The sequence below is a fragment of the Paracoccus sp. (in: a-proteobacteria) genome, assembly GCF_032007265.1.
Taxonomy (GTDB): Bacteria; Pseudomonadota; Alphaproteobacteria; order Rhodobacterales; family Rhodobacteraceae; genus Paracoccus.
In genome coordinates this window covers 1-17,423 of sequence record NZ_DALZMB010000050.1, presented here as the reverse complement: position 1 = coordinate 17,423, position 17,423 = coordinate 1, and the positions used below count along the sequence as shown (strand labels likewise).

Below are 17,423 nucleotides of genomic sequence, written 5' to 3'. Positions count from 1 at the left end.
TTGTGATCAGGCGCTTAGGTCGTCGGCGGCCTTTCCGTTTCTGACCCATTCGTCGATTTCGTCAGTCTTGAATTTCCAAAGTCGACCGACCTTGTGCGCTGGCATCTCGCGCTTGGAAATCCACCCGTAAACAGTATCTTTGCTGACACCGAGATAATCAGCGATCTCCTCGACGGAGAGCCAGCGATCAGTCATGGTGCGGCCCTTCCAAGTGCAGCCTGAGTATTTGAGTACAATCTTTACACCCTCCGTCGGCCGAGTAAACCGGATTTAGTCGGATTAGACCTGTTTTGCTGTACTTGCGCTTGAGCTTTCGCTGACGAGATGCCCGGCGTCGGCACTCGCGGTGAAGGAGGCGCGCTGGGAGCGACCGGCGCCCTTTGCCTCGTGGAAGGTGGCACGGCAGTGCGATGTACCCTGCATTGGCCGTGCTGTACTGGTCCTGGCGCACAGGGGATGGCAGGCAATCGGTATGGTTCAGCCCCCAGCCTTGTCCGCTGGGATCTCGCTCAGCTCCCGGTTTTCGAATGCCACGACATCCTCCATCGGGTAGATGACCAAACGTCCGATCTTGATGAAGCGCGGCCCTTCGCCAAGGGAGCGCCAGTATTCGAGGGTCCTGTGGCTGATCCTCCATCGTGCTGCCAGCTCAATCTGGGTCAGACGGGTGTAAAACATTTTCGTTTCCTTTCGTGCGACCTCAACGGCCGAAATGCAAACTCCCTGCGCGTCCATAACAATGCTTCGCGCAGGGCTTTGCTGACGATGCCCGCGCGGGATTCAGCGCCCGGCCTTTATTTCCTCCAGGTCGCGCAATTCTTGATTTTCGAACGCCAGCACATCTTCGAGGCGGTAGATCACGCGCCCGCCGAGCTTCATGAAGCTCGGTCCTTCGCCAGTCCAACGCCACCGCTCAAGTGTCCTCGGGCTAATTCTCCATCGGGCAGCCAGATCGATTTGACTGAGGCAAATTTCTCGCATCTTCGTTTCCTTTCGAACGACCACCTTGGTCGCACGACAACGAATGCGTAGAAAGAAAACGTATTCAAGTCAGTGTGTTGCGGGAAGATTCGCGTTGCGGGCGAGGCCTATCGGACGGTCCGCGCGGCCGCGAGTTTTAGGCCAAGGCCATGTCAGATCACGCAATTTCCGTCATAACATCTTAAGACATGTAATCCTGCCGGAGCCCCCTCAGGGATCACAGGAGACGGTCCAGTTGGAAGCGCACCTCCTCCGCCATAGACCCCTGAACTCAAAGATGATTTCAGAGCGGCAAATCCCCCCAGAAGCAGATGAATAGCCGCATTACCGCCTGATCTTGGCGGCAAAAGCCCTAGCTTGTGGCGTCTTTTTTCGATTTTTTGGCATCGCAGTTCACCCAAACGGATCATGTCCGCTTTGCCGTGCAGACGGATCTTTCAACTTGCCGCGCAACCTGTCTGGCAGGGCTTATGCCGAAGGGGAATATCGACGCTGCATCGCCTGGTGGCGAAGCGCGAAAGTCAGCGAAATGCGTCTTTTTCAAAGCGCACGCCCCGCCCCACGACGACAGCAGCATATCCAAATATGAAAAAAGCGACCCTTTTCAGGATCGCCTTTTCACAATTCAAATTTGGTAGGGCTGGTCGGACTCGAACCGACACGCTTTGCAGCAAAAGATTTTGAATCTTTCGTGTCTACCATTCCACCACAGCCCCAGATCGTCCTGGATCTTTCGACCCTTTGTACAATCATGCCGCTTCGAAAAGCTTGCCCTTGCCAATAACCGGGAAGTCGCTGCTCGGCAAGCAGATTTTCACCTCAATCAGCTACGACCGAGCTTGGCCAGACGGGCATCGCGCAATTGCGCGAAATCATCGCCCGCATGATAGCTCGAGCGGGTCAGCGGCGTGGCTGAAACCATCAGGAAGCCCTTGCCAAAAGCAGCGCGCTGATAGCTTTCGAACTCTTCTGGGGTGACGAAACGATCAACGCGGTGATGTTTGGGCGTCGGCTGCAAATATTGGCCGATCGTCATGAAGTCGATATCGGCGGCGCGCATGTCATCCATGACCTGCAGCACGCCCTGACGATCCTCGCCCAGGCCAACCATGATGCCCGATTTGGTAAACATCGCCGGATCAAGCTCTTTGACGCGCTGCAAAAGGCGCAGCGAATGAAAGTAGCGCGCCCCCGGGCGCACGGTCGGATAAAGGCCGGGCACGGTTTCAAGGTTGTGGTTAAAGACATCGGGGCGCGCCTCGACGACGGTCTCAAGACTGCCCGGCTTGGATTTCAGAAAATCCGGTGTCAGCACTTCGATCGTCGATTTCGGCGAGCGGTGACGAATCGCGCGGATGGTCTGAGCAAAGTGATCGGCACCGCCGTCATCCAGATCGTCGCGGTCGACCGAGGTCAAGACAACGTGGTTAAGGCCCAGTTTTTGAACCGCATGGGCCACGCGCCCCGGCTCGAACACGTCAAGCGCATTGGGCTTGCCGGTTTTGACGTTGCAGAACGAACAGCCACGCGTACAGATTTCGCCCATGATCATCATGGTGGCGTGGCCCTGGCTCCAGCACTCGCCCACATTGGGGCAGCCGGCCTCTTCGCAAACCGTCGATAGCCTGTTTTCACGCAAGATGTCGCGGGTTTGCTTATAGCCCTCGCTGACGGGGGCTTTGACGCGGATCCAAGAGGGCTTCTTGGGCTGGTCCTGATCGGGCTTATGGGCCTTTTCGGGGTGACGCAACTGCGGCGGCAGATCGGCCATTGGCGGGTTCCCTCGGGTAATTCTCGGTTAACTTAGAACCTTCTCTTCGCTTGATCAACGCCACCCCGACAACTCAATATTGCGAAGGTGATTAAACGCCGCCGCAGGTTAAGCCCTGCTTCGGATCTGGTGGCAAAGGACAGGCGATGAACATTGGTGATAAACTACCTGAAGTGACTTTTCAAACCCGCGTCCATGACGAGACGATTGGGGGACAAAACCCGTTCCGATGGCAGCCCTATACGACGGATGATTACTTCGGCGGCAGGCGGGTCTTGCTTTTCGCGCTGCCCGGTGCCTTCACGCCGACCTGTTCCACCTATCAGCTGCCCGGGTTCGAGCAAGCAGCGACCGAATTAAAGCGTTTGGGCATCGACGAGGTCTATTGCCTGTCGGTCAATGACGCCTTTGTCATGAACCAATGGGCGCAGTCCCTTGGTCTGTCGCATGTGCGTATGATCCCGGATGGCTCGGCCGCCTTTACCCAACAAATGGGCATGCTGGTGCGCAAAGATAATCTTGGCTTTGGGGCGCGCAGCTGGCGCTATGCCGCCATTGTCGATGACAGCCGGATCGAGGCCTGGTTCGAAGAGCCCGGCCGCGCCGACAACTGCCCAGACGACCCCTATGGCGCGACCTCGCCCGAGGCGATCCTGAACTGGCTGCGCGATCAGGCAAGGCAGTTCCCCGCCGCCTGATACCCTTCAGCCGATCATCGGCGCGCCGGTGCCATAGGCTTGCAGATAATGCTGCTCTAGCCGCATCAGGGCCAGCTTCAGCACAATCTTGCCCGAGCGCGCCGACCAGCCCAGGCGTCGCTCGGTGCTTTCAATCCCCTCCAGAAAGCAGCAGACCCGCAGGCACAGATCTCCCATTCCCGGCCCCAGCTCGCGCAGGGCATTGGCCACGCGGTTGCGCGCCCCCTCTGATCCGCCCGAGAATCCGCGCATATTGATGCCAGCGCTGGCCCCGGCAGTCAGAAAACGGTCCCAGTTCTGCGTGACGCGCGGGCCAAGCTGCGCCAGTTCAAAATCCTCGCGCAGCCTCTCGGCCGCAGCCACCATACCCTGGCTGAGAAAGGGCTCGCCAACTGCGGTTCGACGGCGCGCCATAAGATGGACGGGGCTTTCAGCCAGATTGACGCGGACCCGGCTGGGCTTGCCATCATCTGGACAATCCAGATCTCGCTCCTCCCAAATGCGATGCTGATCACCGGTTCCAAGGGTGACATCACTCACGGCAGTTGTCGCGTGATCGGGCTGGTTGACCAAAGCCGCATCGCAAAATGCAGCCCGCCGCGGCAGGCCGCCAATTTGGGCATGAGGCACGGTTGTTTTCAGCACATTTCGCCCGGTTGGCGTAATCGCGTAATGCCGCATCCGCCCCGTAGCCTTCAGCATGACCCAACCGTTCATCGCCATTTTTTCCGCGATCTCACGATCAAGAATGGCGGTGCGAATATCGCGCCGCACCACGATTGCCTTGTCCATCCCCTCGGACACCAGCAAAAGCGCATCGCTTTCGCACAGCCTGCGCAAAATACGGCGAAACTGTTCCGTTTCGCGCCGGCTTGCCGGATCATGTCCAGATTTGACCGAGGCTGTCGCGCGCTCGATCGCTTGATCGACCAAAGGGTCATCGCGCCGCTGCTCGATTCGGCGAATTCGGCGCAAAATCGTCGAGGCATGGCACCCCGCCTCGCGTGCCAAGGCACGGATGCTTTCCCCGCCCTCAACATGTCGCAGATAATACCTAAGATCTTCAGGATGGGGAAAGGATGCGGCACCGCTCTTGTCAGCCTGGCTTAGTGTGGCGCTAGCTTCAGCAGGTTGAGCGTGAATCATCGTGTCTGCGGCAAAATCGCCCATCAATGCAGTCATGAAAAATTCCTTTCCGGCAGGAGATCGTGGCAGGAATCTCCGCGAATTTGTTAATAGATTTCGTCCACAGCCCAAGGCCTTACGAATTCCGTAATATTTCCTAACAATTCCTAAAGAATGATTGCTGTTGCGCGCGCAGATTGACCGCACGAAGCAACACCCGGATGGGCTGGCGTCTAATTTCCGAAATGAAACTTGGAGATGGCGATGAACATGATCCTGACTCTGGCCCAGTTCACGGACTTGCCCCCTGCCCCGACGCTTTCACCCGCGCTTCGCCGCCCAGGATTGCTGATTGCCGCGGCAAAGGCCGGGCAATCAGGCTGGAATCGTGACAGGGGCTTGCGGGGGCTTTTGCGCCTAGAGCCCCTGCCCGGTACGCTTCAATTAATGCGCCTGTTGCTGGCCCAAGAGGCAGTTTGCGATCAGCATCGTCGCGAAAAATCCGCAGAATATGACCTGCAGCGCCATATTCTTTTCTTGATCGCGATCTTGGCCGAAGTTCGGCTGGCCGCTGGTGATCACGCCGCCAGCCGAGCTTTGGCACAGGGATAGCAACTATTTCCCCCGGAAAAGCGAACCCAAGACGCCGCGAACCAGCGCCTGTCCGGTTTTGGTGCCCAATTGCCGTGCAAGGCTTTTGCCAAAAGTCGTTGCAATCGAATCGCTGCTGCTTGCACGACGCGCAGGCTTGGCGGATTCGTCGGGGAACTGCAGCTTGGGGTTATAGCGACGCCCCTGCTTATGCTCTTGCGGCATATCAAAAATATCCGCATCGGAGGGCACGGCCCCGCCCCCCGGTTTTGCCTCGGCCTGCGAGGCCGCCTGCGCTGCAGCGGCGGTGCGCTTGGCCAAAAGCTCGAACGCCGATTCGCGGTCCACGCTTTTGTCGTATTTCAGCGCCATCGGCGACGCCGCCATGACGGCCGCACGCTCGGCATCGGTGATCGTTCCCATCCGCGCGAAAGGCGGACGGATCAGACTGCGCTCGACCACGCCGGGTATGCCCTTGGCTTCAAGAAGCGATGTCACGGCCTCGCCAGTACCAACATGCTGGATCGCATCGGCGGTATCAAAGGCCGGATTGGCACGATAGTTTTCGGCAGCCAGTCGCAAAGCCTTTTGATCCTTGGCAGTAAAGGCGCGCAAAGCATGCTGGATACGATTGCCCAATTGGCCCAGAACGCTCTCGGGCACATCCGTTGGATTTTGTGTGATAAACCAGACACTTACACCTTTCGAACGGATCAGCCTTGCGACCTGTTCGATCTTGGCAATCAAGGCGGGTGATGCGCCATTGAACAAAAGATGCGCCTCGTCAAAGAAAAAGGCGATCTTGGGTTTGTCGGGATCCCCCACCTCGGGAAGCTGCTCAAACAGCTCGGACATCAGCCAAAGCAGAAAGGTCGCGTAAAGCGTTGGCGCATTCATCAAGCGCTCGGCCGACAAAACGTTGATCATGCCCTTGCCCGAGGCATCCACCCGGATCAGATCCGACAGCTCAAGCGCTGGCTCGCCAAAAAGCAGATTTCCGCCTTGATTCTCAAGGACCAGCAATGCGCGCTGAATGGCCCCGACCGAGGCCGTCGACACATTGCCGTATTTCAGGCTTAACTCTTTGGCATTCTGCCCGACCCACAGCAGCATCGCTTGCAGATCCTTAAGATCAAGCAGGGCCAGCCCCTCTTCATCGGCAAGGCGAAATGCGATGTTCAAGACCCCCTCTTGAACATCGGTCAGCCCCATCATCCGTGCCAGCAGCAGAGGCCCCATATCGGCTGGGGTGGTGCGAACACTATGCCCCTTCTCACCCCAAATATCCCAGAAAGTGACGGGAAAGGCCTGAAAATCCAGATCAACGCCGATGGTTTGGGCTCGCGTTTGAAAGCTGGCGTCCAGGTTGGGATCACCGCCCCCAACCTGACAAAGGCCAGATAAATCGCCCTTCACATCCGCCAGAAAGACCGGAACCCCCGCCAGGGACAGCGATTCAGCCAAAGTTTGCAAGGTGACGGTTTTTCCGGTTCCGGTCGCGCCCGCAATCAACCCATGGCGGTTTGCATATTTGAGCAATAAATTCTGAGGCGAGTGATACCCCTCACCGCCGCCACCGACGAGCAGAGTTCCATCCTCAAAGTTGACGACTTTGGCCATTTTATCACTCCGGATCGGCAAAAAAGCGCAGATTTCAAGATATGAACAATACAAACTTCATTCTCTTGTGCCAATCTGAGCCTATCGGATTGTCAGAAATGACAAAACGATACTTCCTCCCTGTTGGACTGTCGCGCCTTCGGGCGCGACTTTTTTTTGAATTTTAGGCGGCTACAACCTGCCTATTCAGATAGTTGACGGGTCGCTCAGCGAAAATTAGCCTGACTGCAATAACGACCGGCAAGTCCGGCAGGGATGGAAAAACAAGGTCCGGCAGTCATGCCGGACCTTTGCTTTTGCACTGATAAATCAGCCAATTTCCGCGCAGCACAGTTTTACCCGAAATAAGGCACTCATCGCCTTCATGGCGCGATTCTGTGATGAGCCATTCCCAGTTGCGCCCTGACAATGGCCAAGTGCCATGCTAGGACCATAGCCAGAGCTTTGACCAAAGGACGAGGACCATGGTTAACAGAACTTCCACCGCCCTGCTTGCCGCCATTTTCACCATCGCCAGCGGCGCGGGTATGGCATTTGCTCAGGCTACGACCGAGACCGCCCCTGCCGCCGAGGCTCCGGCAGCGGCTGCACCAGCCGCAGCACCGGCAGAAGCACCGGCCCCGACCGCCGAGGCAGCAGCCCCGGCTGCAGCTGCTCCCGCAGCACCGGCCGCAGGCGCTGCTGCGCCCATCCCGACCAGTGCGGCTGATGCGCAGGTGGGCCAGACCTATGTGCGCGCCACCCATGGCGATTGGTCGCTGCGCTGCATCAAGACCCAGGACGGAAAAGACCCCTGTGAGCTGTATCAACTTCTGAAAGATGCTGACGGCGGCGCAGTTGCCGAAGCTTCGGTTGTGCCGGTCGAGGGCAAGGTTGCAGCGATCGTGACCTTTGTTGCACCGCTGGAAACCGACCTTCAGCACGGGCTGCAGCTGCAAATCGACGCCAATAAAGCCATGGCCTATCCGTTCATGGTCTGCGCACAAATCGGCTGTATCTCGCGTGTTGGCCTGACCGGAGACGAGCTGGGCGCGCTGAAGCGTGGCAAGGCAGGCAGCGTCATGCTGCGCCCCTTCGGTGCCCCCGAAGACCAGCAAGTCAAGCTGAACCTGTCGCTGACGGGCTTCACCGCAGGCTTTGACGCCGTCACCGCCGCGATGAAAGAACTGGCCGCCACCACCCCGGCCGCTGGCGCGACCGCAGCCGCCCCGGCAGCCACGCCCGACGTGAAGCCTGCGCAGTAATCTGCGTCTGCTAAAGACCAAAAGGGGGCGCGATTGCGCCCCCTTTTTTCGTTCTGCCACTCTTTGGCTTGCGCAGAGCGAGGCCCGCTTATTCTTGCGGGCCTGCATGAGGCGCTTATTTCGCGCTATCGATCGGAAGAGCCACAAAGCGCGGCTCACCTGCGCGGCGCACCAAGATCAGGATCGACTTACGGCCTGCCTCGCGCGACTGGGCAATCTGCTTTTCCAGATCGGCAAGGCTTGCAACCGGCTGCTGTCCGGCTTCGGTAATGACATCCCCCGCCGCAAGCCCCTTATCGGCAGCGGCCCCCGTCGGATTGACCGACTGGACCACAAGCCCGGTCATATCGCGCGAAACGCCCAGCTCGGCAGCAATTTCAGGCGTAAGCGGCGCAACCGTCATGCCAAGCAAGTCCGAGGCGCTGTGAGTTGCCGAATCGACCTTGGTCGAGGTGCTGCCCCCTTCGGCCAATTCGCGGCGGCCAAGCGTTACCTTCAGATCAACAGGCTTGCCATCGCGCATCACGGTCACATCGACCTGCTCGCCGACCGGCGCATCGCCGACACGGCGCACCAGTTCGCGCATGTCCTTGACCTCGCCCGCGTCGAATTTGGTGATAATATCGCCCGCCTTCATGCCAGCATCCAAAGCAGGCCCGGTCGGGACATCCGTCACCAGAACGCCGCTATCTGCGCTTAGCCCAAGGGAATCGGCAATATCAGGCGTGACGTCCTGAATTTTGACACCCAGCCAGCCACGACGCGTTTCGCCATATTCCTCGAGCTGCTTGACCACTTTCGAGACGACATTCGAAGCCATCGAAAAGCCAATCCCGATCGAGCCACCATTGGGCGACAAGATCGCGGTGTTCACGCCGACGACCTCGCCCGCCATGTTGAACAGCGGACCGCCCGAGTTGCCCCGGTTGATCGCCGCATCGGTCTGGATGAAATCATCATAGGTGCCGGTCAGGGCGCGATTGCGCGCGGAGACGATCCCGGTGGATGCCGAGAAACCCTGCCCCAACGGGTTACCAAGTGCCAGCACCCAATCCCCGACGCGCGCCTTGTCGCTGTCACCAAATTTGACGAAGGGCAGCTTGTCGGGGCTTTCGACCTTCAAGACAGCAATATCGGTCTTGTCGTCCTTGCCAATGACTTTGGCAGGCAGGCGCTTGCCCGAGTAAAACTCGACCTCGATTTCATCGGCACCTTCGATGACGTGGTTGTTGGTGACGATCAGGCCATCAGCCGAAACCACGAAGCCCGATCCAAGTGCGTTCGAACGCTGCTCGGCCTGGGGGCCACCCTGGCCGCCAAAGGGGTTTCCAGGAAAGCCGAAGTCACGAAACAGATCCGAAAACGGGCTACCTTCGGGAAAACCAGGCATGCCGCCCGTCGGTGCGGCGATGGTGGCGGTGGTGGTGATATTTACCACCGCAGGGCTGACCTGATCGACCAGATCGGCAAAGCTTGGCATGATTGCAGGCTGCGCCTTATCGGTCAGCGAGGCATTGTCATTTGCTGCCCCATTACCCGCAACCGCCGCCTGTTGGGCGGCAAGCGGTGTGACTGCCAAGGCAAGCGCGAGGCTTGAGGCCGTCAGCAGAAAGCGCGGTGAAAAGGTCGTCATAAGGATCCGCTCCTTTGGATGTATCAGCTGCCTCGACAAGCGTTGCAGCCATGCTCATGCGTTGAAAGGATAATGTGGTGCAGTTGCAAATAAATCACCCTCTCGTCGGATGAACTGATCGTGACTTGTGCGTGTTCAATGAAAAATGGCGGCCCTTGGTTCCCGGGCCGCCATCTTTAGCTTTTCAAATGAATGCGAGGTTTAGTTTGCGCCAGCCCCACCCGTCACCGGGGTTTCGGGGGTGATCACCGGTTCCTCTTGCGGCGGCGTGCTGAGCTCTTCGGGCATGGGCGTCAAAGTCACGCCCGCGCTTGCGCCCAAAGGCTCACCTTCGCGATTGGTTACGGTCGGGGCGACATCCTCGGAGGTGGTACCCTCGACAGCGGCGCTGGGGCGCGGCGCCGGGTTCGGGTTGGCACGTTCAGCGCCATCGCTGCGCAGATAGTCGAAGAATTCACCATCCGGGCTGATCACGATCGAGCTGTTCTCGCCTTTCAGCGCGCGTTCGTAAGACGTCATCGAGCGGGTGAAGGCGAAGAATTCCGGATCGCGGCCAAATGCATCGGCATAGATGGCGTTGCGGCGGGCATCGGCTTCACCGCGAACCACCTCGGATTTCTTGCGCGCCTCTGAGGTCAGCTCGACCACGGTACGATCTGCGGCGGCACGCACACGCTGCGCGGCCTCGCCACCACGGGCGATCTCATCTGCGGCCTCACGCTCGCGTTCAGCGCGCATTCTGGCATAGGTCGCATTCAGGTTCTGCTCGGGCAGATCGGTCCGGGTCAGACGGACGTCGATGATGCGAACGCCCAGATCTTCGGCTTCGGCACGGGCCTTGTCGCGGATCTGGTTCATCAGGCCGGTACGGTCATTGGACAGAACATTGGTCGAGGGAACCGAACCCAGCACCTGACGAATCGCGTTGGTCACGATCGGATCAAGACGGGTCTGGGCAAAATCGATGCCGCCATTGCCCACGGCACGACGGAAGCGTGCGGTATCGACAATCTGCCAGCGTGCAAAGGCATCCACGACCAGACGGCGGTCATCCAGCGGCGTGACCTCCATTGGTTTGGTGGGCAGACCCAGAATACGCGCATCATAGCGCACGACCTGATCGATGAAGGGCACCTTAATGAAAAGGCCGGGGTTCTCACGGACCTCGACGACCTCACCAAAACGCAGCACCAGCGCGCGTTCGCGCACGTCAACAATATAGACCGAGGCCATGACCACGACGGCCACAACGACGACAAATGGCAAGGCCAGAACGGAAATTGCGCGTTTCATCAGTTGCTCCCTCCGGTCGCATTATTGCCCGGAGCGGGCGATTTTCGCAGCTGATCCAGCGGCAGATAGGGCACAACCCCACCCGCACCCGATGCGCCGCTGTCGATCAGCACTTTATCGACGTTGCCCAGCACACGTTCCATCGTTTCAAGATACATGCGGCGGCGCGTAACCTCGGGGGCCTTGACATATTCGTCATAGACCGAGTTGAAGCGCGCGGCCTCACCTTGGGCCGAGTTCACGGCCTCGGCGCGATAGGCTTCGGCGCGTTCGATCGTCGCAGCAGATTCGCCGCGTGCACTGGCCAGAACACGGTTGGCATAGGCGTCAGCCTCTTTTTCAAGGCGGTCGCGTTCTTGTTGTGCGGCCTGCACCTCTCGGAAGCTGTCGATCACTTCGCTTGGCGGGTCGGCACGGTCAAGGTTCACACGCAAAACATGAATACCTGATTGATATTCATCAAGCGTTTGCTGAACGGCGGCCAAGAGATCCGATTGGATCGCACCACGGTCACGGTTCAGGATCGGCGCCAGTTCAGAGCGGGCAACAATGTCACGCATTGCGGATTCAGCGACCGCACGGATCGTGTCGCGCGGATCGGCCAGATTGAACAGGAACTTCTCGGGATCCGAGACCTTCCATACGACCTGATATTCCATATCAACGATATTTTGGTCGCGCGTCAGCATCAGACCGCTGTCCAGCGGACCCGCCTGTCCTGTTCCGATCTGGGTCACGCGCTCTTCGTCGATATTGACGATTTCCGCGCGCATCACTGGCCAAGGTGCAAAGTTCAGACCTTCGGTCCCGACCGAGACCGGCTTTCCGAACAAAAGTTCGACCGATTGCTGACCTGTCGGCACCTGGTAGAAGCTGGAAAACAGCCAGACTGCGACTGCGCCCAGACCGATCAGGCCGACCGTTCCCCGGTTAAGCGAGAATTTCGGTCCCTGACCGCGCGGTCCACCGCCGCCGCCGCCAGGCCCACCGCCTTTGCCGCGACCGCCCATCAGGACGCGCAGACGGTCTTGACCTTTGCGGACCAGATCCTCGATCTCGGGCATCTGATCCCCGCGGCGGGGGCCGCCCGGTTGCGGACGATTGCGATCATCATCACCGCCTGGGTTTCCCCAAGGGCGCTGAGGCCCGGATTGCGGCGGCTTGTTGTCGCCACCCTTGCCATTATCTCCGCCACCGCCCCAGGGGCCCTGTGCTGCCATTCGCCTCGCCTCGTTCAATCGTCTGTAATCTTCCCAGTTGAAACTGGGGCTTATGTCGGGAATGTCAAGAAACCGCACTGTGCCTTTCGGTCGCAGCCACAACCGCCCCAACCCGCCGAGCGGGCTTGCGCATCGTCACCAATTCCTCGGCCACGGTGGGGTGAATGGCGATGGCGCGGTCGAAATCGGCCTTGGTCGCCTTCATTCCCATGGCGACTGCGACCATTTGCAGCATCTCGCCGGCTTCGGGGCCGAAGATATGGCAGCCCAGCACAAGATCCGTTTCCACATCCACCAGCAGCTTCATCACCGAGCGCGCCTCGGAGTCCGCGAAAAGCGAGCGCATCGGACGGAAACCACCGATATAGACATCAACCGGGCCGCGCGCCGCAGCGGCCTCTTCGGTCAGGCCGATGGTCGCCAGCTCGTGTGGGCGGATATAGACGGCGCTTGGAACCTGCGAGAAATCGCAAGGTTTCGGCGTGCCACCAAAGATCGTATCGGCAAAGTTATGTCCGGCGCGAATGGCAACCGGGGTCAGGCTGACCAGATCAACCACATCGCCCACCGCATAGATCGAGGGCACCGAGGTCTGCGACCATTCGTCGATCAGGATCTGACCGTTCTGCCCGGTCTTGACGCCCGCATTCTCCAGCCCCAGCCCTTGCGTATAGGGCTTGCGACCCGTTGCAAAAACCACGTCGTCAAAGGTCTCGATCGTGCCGTCGTCAAAGGTGACGCGAACGCCCTCGCCGTCTTTTTCCAACAAGGTCGGCGTCACGCCCAGACGCAGGTCAACGCCGGTGTCATAGAATTGCTGGGTGACGTGATCGCGCATTTCCTCGTCAAAGCCGCGCAGGATGCGGTCACCGCGATAGGCCAGAACCGTCTCGCTGCCAAAGCCATTGAAAATCGTCGCGAATTCCGAGGCGATATAACCGCCGCCCACCAGCAGAACCTTTTTGGGCAGACGCTCTAGCGTGAACAGATCATCCGAAATTAGGCCCAGTTCCTGGCCCTTGATCCCCGGCAGCGCCGGGCGGCCGCCGACCGCGATCAGGATATAGCGTGCGGTAAAGCGCGAACCATCGGCCAGTTCGACCGTATGGGCATCGACGACATGGGCGCGTTGCTTATAGGTATCGACGCCCGCATTGACCATGCCATTGGTATAAGCAGCCTCAAGGCGGTTCAACTCACGCGCCAGCTTGTCGCGGAACACGGGCCAGTTGAAGCTGCCGACTTCGGCCTCTTGCCAACCATATCCGCGAGCTTCCTCGACCTCGGCAGGCATCTGCGAGCCGTAAATCATCAGCTTTTTGGGAACGCATCCGCGAATGACGCAGGTGCCACCCATGCGGCTTTCCTCGGCTACAGCAACCCGAGCGCCGTATTGACCCGCGGAAATACGCGAGGCCCTTGCCCCGCCCGAGCCGCCACCGATGACGAAAAGGTCATAATCAAACGTCATTCTGCTCCCTCGCAGGTCAGTTCAACGACTGAACCGTCTGCCCGTCCAACAATCGCTTTACTGCAGATATTCAGGAAAAGGCCGTGTTCAACCACCCCGGCGACAGAGGAAAGCATATTGGCTAACGCATAGGGATCGGGGATCGCCTCTAGCGCCAGGTCCAGAACCAGATTGCCCTCATCGGTGATGACGGGCTGATCGTCACGCTTGCGCAGCAAAATCGGGCGCTGGCTGAGGCCAAGATCATCAAGTCCGCGCTTGATCAGCGTTTGCGTCGCATGAAGACCAAAGGCCAGTACCTCGACAGGCAGATGAAAGCGGCCAAGCTGCTCGACCACTTTGGACTGATCGGCGATCACCACCATCCGGTCCGAGGCGGTTGCGACGATCTTTTCGCGCAGATGGGCCGCGCCGCCGCCTTTGATCAGGTTCAGATCCGGGTCCAGCTCATCCGCGCCGTCGATGGTCAGATCAAGCCAGCCCAGATCATCCAGGCTTTCGATTTTCAAACCAAGCGAAGTGGCCAGCTCTGCCGTGGCCTTTGAGGTCGCAGCACAGCGCAAAGCAAAGCCTTCGCGTTTGACGCGCTCTGCCAGGCGGTGCACGAAAACAACCGCTGTCGAGCCGGTCCCCAGCCCCAGTTTCATGCCCGGCTCGACCAAAGCGGTCGCGGCAATCGATGCGGCATCCTTTGCGGGATCAAAAACGGGGGTCTGGGTCATGGTGAAGCCTCTGGAATTCGGGTTAATGCCTTATAGGGCGCGCAGCACCCGGTGGCTACCGTTTAGCGCGCAAAGCCCAAGGCGCGCCCATTGCTTCTGCATCGTTTTCACTGCCGTGTCCCCTTTGGATCTGGCCACAAGAACCACGCTGCGCCCGATTGCCACAGATTGCCATGGGCCGACGCCTCGCCTAATCATGCGCCATGACGATACCTCATAACTATGCCGTTCTGATCACCGCCGCAGGCCGCGGCACCCGCGCCGGGGGCGGCACCCCAAAGCAATGGCGCGACCTGTGCGGGCTTTCGGTTTTGGCACAAAGCATCCGCGCCTTTGGCGGGGCCGAACGCATTGTCGTAACGCTGCATCCCGATGACATGGCGCGCGGAATTGCCGAATTTGGTGGCAAGGTCACGCTGATCGCCGGCGGCGAGACCCGCGCCCAAAGCGTCTTGGCCGGGCTGGCCAGCCTCGAGGGAAGCGGCATCACCCATGTGCTGATCCATGATGGTGCCCGTCCGCTTGTCTCGCGCGAGGTTATCGCGGGCGTGATCGCCGCCCTGCAGTCAGGCGCCCCCGCCGCAGCCCCTGCCCTTGCAGTCACCGACGCCCTTTGGCGTGCCGAGGGTGGAGTGGTAAGCGGAACCGCCGACCGCGAGGGGCTTTACCGCGCCCAAACCCCTCAGGGCTTTGCCTTGGACGCCATCCTGGCCGCACATCGCCGCTACCCCGAGGGGGCGGCCGATGATGTCGAACTTGCGCGCCGCGCTGGCCTGCCTGTCACGGTCACGCCGGGATGCGAGAACAACCTGAAACTGACCTGGCCGCAGGATTTCGCCCGCGCCCGCCGCATTATGGAGCAAGACATGTCCCTTACCGATATCCGCCTTGGCAATGGCTTTGATGTCCATGCCTTTGGCCCGGGCGATCATGTCTGGCTATGCGGGGTCAAGATCCCCCATGATCAGGGGCTGGTCGGTCATTCCGATGCCGATGTCGGGCTGCATACGCTGACGGATGCAATCTATGGCGCCATGGCCGAGGGCGATATTGGTCGCCACTTCCCCCCTTCGGACCCGCAATGGAAAGGTGCCGCCAGCGACATTTTCCTGCGCCATGCCGTCGAGCTGGCCGCGTCAAAGGGCTTTGCCATCGGCAATGTCGATCTGACGCTGATTTGCGAATTCCCCAAAATCGGCCCGCATGCCGGTAGCATGCAAACGCGGTTGGCCGAGATTCTGGGCATCGAGATCGCCCGAATCAGCGTCAAAGCCACCACATCTGAACGGCTGGGCTTTACCGGCCGCGGCGAAGGCATTGCCGCCATCGCCACCGCAACCCTTGTGAAAGGCTGATCCTATGGAACGCGCCATCGCCACCCTTTTTGGAGCAGGCCAGCTGAAACCCGCGCCGGGGACATGGGCCTCGGCCATTGCGATTTTGGTGGGGCTCGGTCTCTACAGGCTTGGGCATTTCCCGCTGCTGGCAGTGGCGACAGTGCTGGTCACGCTGCTTGGCTTTTGGGCGGTGCGCCGGGCCACATCCGATCTGACCGAAAAAGACCCGTCTGAGATTGTCATCGACGAGGTTGCGGGTCAGTGGCTGGCGCTGTGCTTTCCGGCTTTCGGCTTTTGGTTGATGGGCCTTCCCGCCGACCGCTTCCCATATCCGGGCTGGCTGGGCGCATTCATCTTTTTCCGGCTCTTTGACATCTGGAAACCCTGGCTGGTCGGGCGCGCGGATCGGCGCGGCGATGCGGATGGGGTCATGCTGGATGATCTGTGGGCTGGACTTTTCGCAGGTTTCGCGACGATGATTGCCGCAGGAGTTGCACACGGATTGTTCATGTGAAAGCCACCAGCGTTCTAGAGCTTGCCCGGCAGCGGGGCGTCATGATCGCCACGGCAGAAAGCTGCACGGGTGGGCTGATCGCGGCCGCATTGACCGAAGTGGCCGGATCCTCTGATGCCTTCGATCGCGGCTTCGTCACCTATTCCAATGAAGCCAAAATGGAAATGCTGGGGGTAAAGGCGCAAACTCTGGCCGATTTTGGCGCGGTCAGCGACCAGACGGCGCGCGAAATGGCCGCCGGAGCCTTGGCCCATTCACGCGCGGGAATTGCCGTCTCGGTCACGGGAATTGCCGGTCCGGGCGGCGGCTCGGTAGATAAGCCTGTCGGGCGCGTGTGCTTTGGCATCGCCACCAGCCGTCACCTGCATGCAGAAACCCGCGACTTTGGCGATTTGGGCCGCGCGGGCGTGCGCGCGGCAACCGTGGATCACGCACTTGACCTGATCGCGTTAGCCCTGTCGCAGGACTGACAAGAACCGCGCCACGTCCTCGGCCTCGGTGTCCCAACCGCAAATCAGGCGCAGCGATGAGTGGCCCGGCTCCAGATCGGCACAGGGCCATTCGTGAAAGCTGGCCCCGGCCTGCGCCAAACGTCGGGCCTCGGCCTTGGGCAGGGTGATGAAAACACCATTGGTTTCGACACGGTGGACAATCGAGACATCCGCAAGATTGACCAGCCCGCTTGCCAGCTCATGCGCCATCTGATTGGCATGTCCAGCCAGTTTCAGCCAAAGATCGCCGTCCAGCCAGGCCAGAATTTGTGCGGCAAGATAGCGATGCTTGGAAAACAGATGTCCGCCGCGCTTGCGACGATACTCGAATTCCATCGACTTCGCCGGATCGAAAATGATCACGGCCTCGGCGCCCATACAGCCGTTTTTGGTCCCACCAAGCGACAAAAGATCAACCCCTGCGCGCCAGGTCAGATCGGCAGGCGCGCAGCCCTGCGCGGCAAGCGCATTGGCAAAGCGCGCGCCATCCATATGCACCGCCAGCCCTGCATCATGCGCGATCTGGGAAAGCGCTGTCACCTCGTCAGGGGTATAGATCGTGCCCACTTCAGTGGCATTGGTGATCGAAAGGCCGACATTCTGACCGGCATGGACCGAATCTGCGGCATTGGTCTCAAGCGTATTCCTCAGGGATTGGGCGGTCATCTTGCCGCCCTCGCCCGGGACCAGCATCAGCTTGCCCCCCGCCATA

Annotated in this window: 18 protein-coding genes and 1 tRNA gene; 6 read left to right on the top strand and 13 right to left on the bottom strand. The window is 59.8% G+C overall.

Annotated elements, in window-relative coordinates; genetic code table 11:
- Nucleotides 1-6: 6 nt before the first annotated feature.
- The 5 genes from mads1 to lipA form a co-directional block, all read right to left on the bottom strand.
- Nucleotides 7-195 carry a methylation-associated defense system helix-turn-helix domain-containing protein MAD1 gene (gene mads1 / locus RTS12_RS11755; protein WP_164608659.1) on the bottom strand — a complete coding sequence of 63 codons (189 nt, stop codon included), beginning with the start codon at nucleotides 193-195 and terminating at the stop codon, nucleotides 7-9.
- A 282-nt stretch (nucleotides 196-477) separates the two neighbouring features.
- Complete coding sequence (locus RTS12_RS11750; protein WP_312528677.1) at nucleotides 478-678, bottom strand: DNA-binding protein; 201 nt, start codon at nucleotides 676-678, stop codon at nucleotides 478-480.
- Between the two features lie 102 nt (nucleotides 679-780).
- The gene (locus tag RTS12_RS11745) at nucleotides 781-981 is read right to left on the bottom strand and encodes an AlpA family transcriptional regulator (protein ID WP_164129467.1); all 201 of its coding nucleotides are present in this window, start codon (nucleotides 979-981) and stop codon (nucleotides 781-783) included.
- Nucleotides 982-1,613: 632 nt separating this feature from the next.
- Nucleotides 1,614-1,697: transfer RNA gene (locus RTS12_RS11740), tRNA-Leu, on the bottom strand.
- A gap of 107 nt (nucleotides 1,698-1,804) precedes the next feature.
- The gene (lipA, locus tag RTS12_RS11735) at nucleotides 1,805-2,752 is read right to left on the bottom strand and encodes a lipoyl synthase (RefSeq protein WP_312528670.1); all 948 of its coding nucleotides are present in this window, start codon (nucleotides 2,750-2,752) and stop codon (nucleotides 1,805-1,807) included.
- A 146-nt stretch (nucleotides 2,753-2,898) separates the two neighbouring features.
- Here lipA and RTS12_RS11730 point away from each other — a divergent pair, with 146 nt between their 5' ends.
- Entirely contained in the window at nucleotides 2,899-3,450 is a 552-nt protein-coding gene (locus RTS12_RS11730; protein WP_312528669.1) for a peroxiredoxin, read from the top strand.
- Nucleotides 3,451-3,456: 6 nt separating this feature from the next.
- On the opposite strand, the gene RTS12_RS11725 is transcribed toward RTS12_RS11730, so the two are convergent.
- Nucleotides 3,457-4,632 (bottom strand): DUF6456 domain-containing protein, encoded by a 1,176-nt coding sequence (locus RTS12_RS11725; protein WP_312528667.1) that lies wholly within the window; start codon nucleotides 4,630-4,632, stop codon nucleotides 3,457-3,459.
- A gap of 213 nt (nucleotides 4,633-4,845) precedes the next feature.
- Between RTS12_RS11725 and RTS12_RS11720 the strand changes: the two genes are divergently transcribed.
- Nucleotides 4,846-5,187: a DUF6477 family protein gene (locus RTS12_RS11720; RefSeq protein WP_312528665.1), complete on the top strand. Its 342-nt coding sequence runs from the start codon at nucleotides 4,846-4,848 to the stop codon at nucleotides 5,185-5,187.
- Between the two features lie 3 nt (nucleotides 5,188-5,190).
- Here the strand turns inward: RTS12_RS11720 and RTS12_RS11715 are convergent, their stop codons facing one another.
- Nucleotides 5,191-6,786, bottom strand: a complete 1,596-nt coding sequence (locus RTS12_RS11715; RefSeq protein WP_312528664.1) for a helicase HerA-like domain-containing protein — start codon at nucleotides 6,784-6,786, stop codon at nucleotides 5,191-5,193.
- Nucleotides 6,787-7,250: 464 nt separating this feature from the next.
- Here RTS12_RS11715 and RTS12_RS11710 point away from each other — a divergent pair, with 464 nt between their 5' ends.
- On the top strand, nucleotides 7,251-8,030 hold the full coding sequence (locus RTS12_RS11710; protein ID WP_312528662.1) for an invasion associated locus B family protein: 780 nt from the start codon (nucleotides 7,251-7,253) through the stop codon (nucleotides 8,028-8,030).
- Nucleotides 8,031-8,145: 115 nt separating this feature from the next.
- On the opposite strand, the gene RTS12_RS11705 is transcribed toward RTS12_RS11710, so the two are convergent.
- The 5 genes from RTS12_RS11705 to rpiA all read right to left on the bottom strand — a co-directional run bounded on the left by RTS12_RS11705 (nucleotide 8,146) and on the right by rpiA (nucleotide 14,369).
- Nucleotides 8,146-9,663: a DegQ family serine endoprotease gene (locus RTS12_RS11705; RefSeq protein WP_312528660.1), complete on the bottom strand. Its 1,518-nt coding sequence runs from the start codon at nucleotides 9,661-9,663 to the stop codon at nucleotides 8,146-8,148.
- A gap of 201 nt (nucleotides 9,664-9,864) precedes the next feature.
- Nucleotides 9,865-10,956: a protease modulator HflC gene (locus RTS12_RS11700; RefSeq protein ID WP_312528659.1), complete on the bottom strand. Its 1,092-nt coding sequence runs from the start codon at nucleotides 10,954-10,956 to the stop codon at nucleotides 9,865-9,867.
- Nucleotides 10,956-12,176, bottom strand: coding sequence for an FtsH protease activity modulator HflK (gene hflK, locus RTS12_RS11695; protein ID WP_312528658.1), 1,221 nt, complete (start codon nucleotides 12,174-12,176; stop codon nucleotides 10,956-10,958). The genes RTS12_RS11700 and hflK overlap by 1 nt, the downstream gene beginning before the upstream one ends.
- Nucleotides 12,177-12,240: 64 nt before the next feature.
- Entirely contained in the window at nucleotides 12,241-13,647 is a 1,407-nt protein-coding gene (gene gorA, locus RTS12_RS11690) for a glutathione-disulfide reductase (protein WP_312528657.1), read from the bottom strand.
- Nucleotides 13,644-14,369, bottom strand: coding sequence for a ribose-5-phosphate isomerase RpiA (rpiA, locus tag RTS12_RS11685; RefSeq protein WP_312528656.1), 726 nt, complete (start codon nucleotides 14,367-14,369; stop codon nucleotides 13,644-13,646). The genes gorA and rpiA overlap by 4 nt, the downstream gene beginning before the upstream one ends.
- Before the next feature lie 203 nt (nucleotides 14,370-14,572).
- Between rpiA and RTS12_RS11680 the strand changes: the two genes are divergently transcribed.
- Genes RTS12_RS11680 through RTS12_RS11670 form a run of 3 tightly spaced genes read left to right on the top strand, consistent with a single transcriptional unit; the run spans nucleotide 14,573 to nucleotide 16,690 of the window.
- A complete protein-coding gene (locus RTS12_RS11680) occupies nucleotides 14,573-15,724 on the top strand; it encodes a bifunctional 2-C-methyl-D-erythritol 4-phosphate cytidylyltransferase/2-C-methyl-D-erythritol 2,4-cyclodiphosphate synthase (RefSeq protein WP_312528654.1) in 1,152 nt (383 codons plus the stop codon).
- 4 nt (nucleotides 15,725-15,728) lie between these two features.
- Nucleotides 15,729-16,220, top strand: a complete 492-nt coding sequence (locus RTS12_RS11675) for a phosphatidylglycerophosphatase A (RefSeq protein WP_312528652.1) — start codon at nucleotides 15,729-15,731, stop codon at nucleotides 16,218-16,220.
- On the top strand, nucleotides 16,217-16,690 hold the full coding sequence (locus tag RTS12_RS11670; RefSeq protein ID WP_312528650.1) for a CinA family protein: 474 nt from the start codon (nucleotides 16,217-16,219) through the stop codon (nucleotides 16,688-16,690). Before RTS12_RS11675 ends, RTS12_RS11670 begins: the two co-directional genes overlap by 4 nt.
- Here RTS12_RS11670 and RTS12_RS11665 read toward each other — a convergent pair.
- Nucleotides 16,670-17,423: beta-eliminating lyase-related protein (locus RTS12_RS11665; RefSeq protein WP_312528648.1), on the bottom strand; the 754-nt coding region annotated here is incomplete at its 5' end. The genes RTS12_RS11670 and RTS12_RS11665 overlap by 21 nt on opposite strands.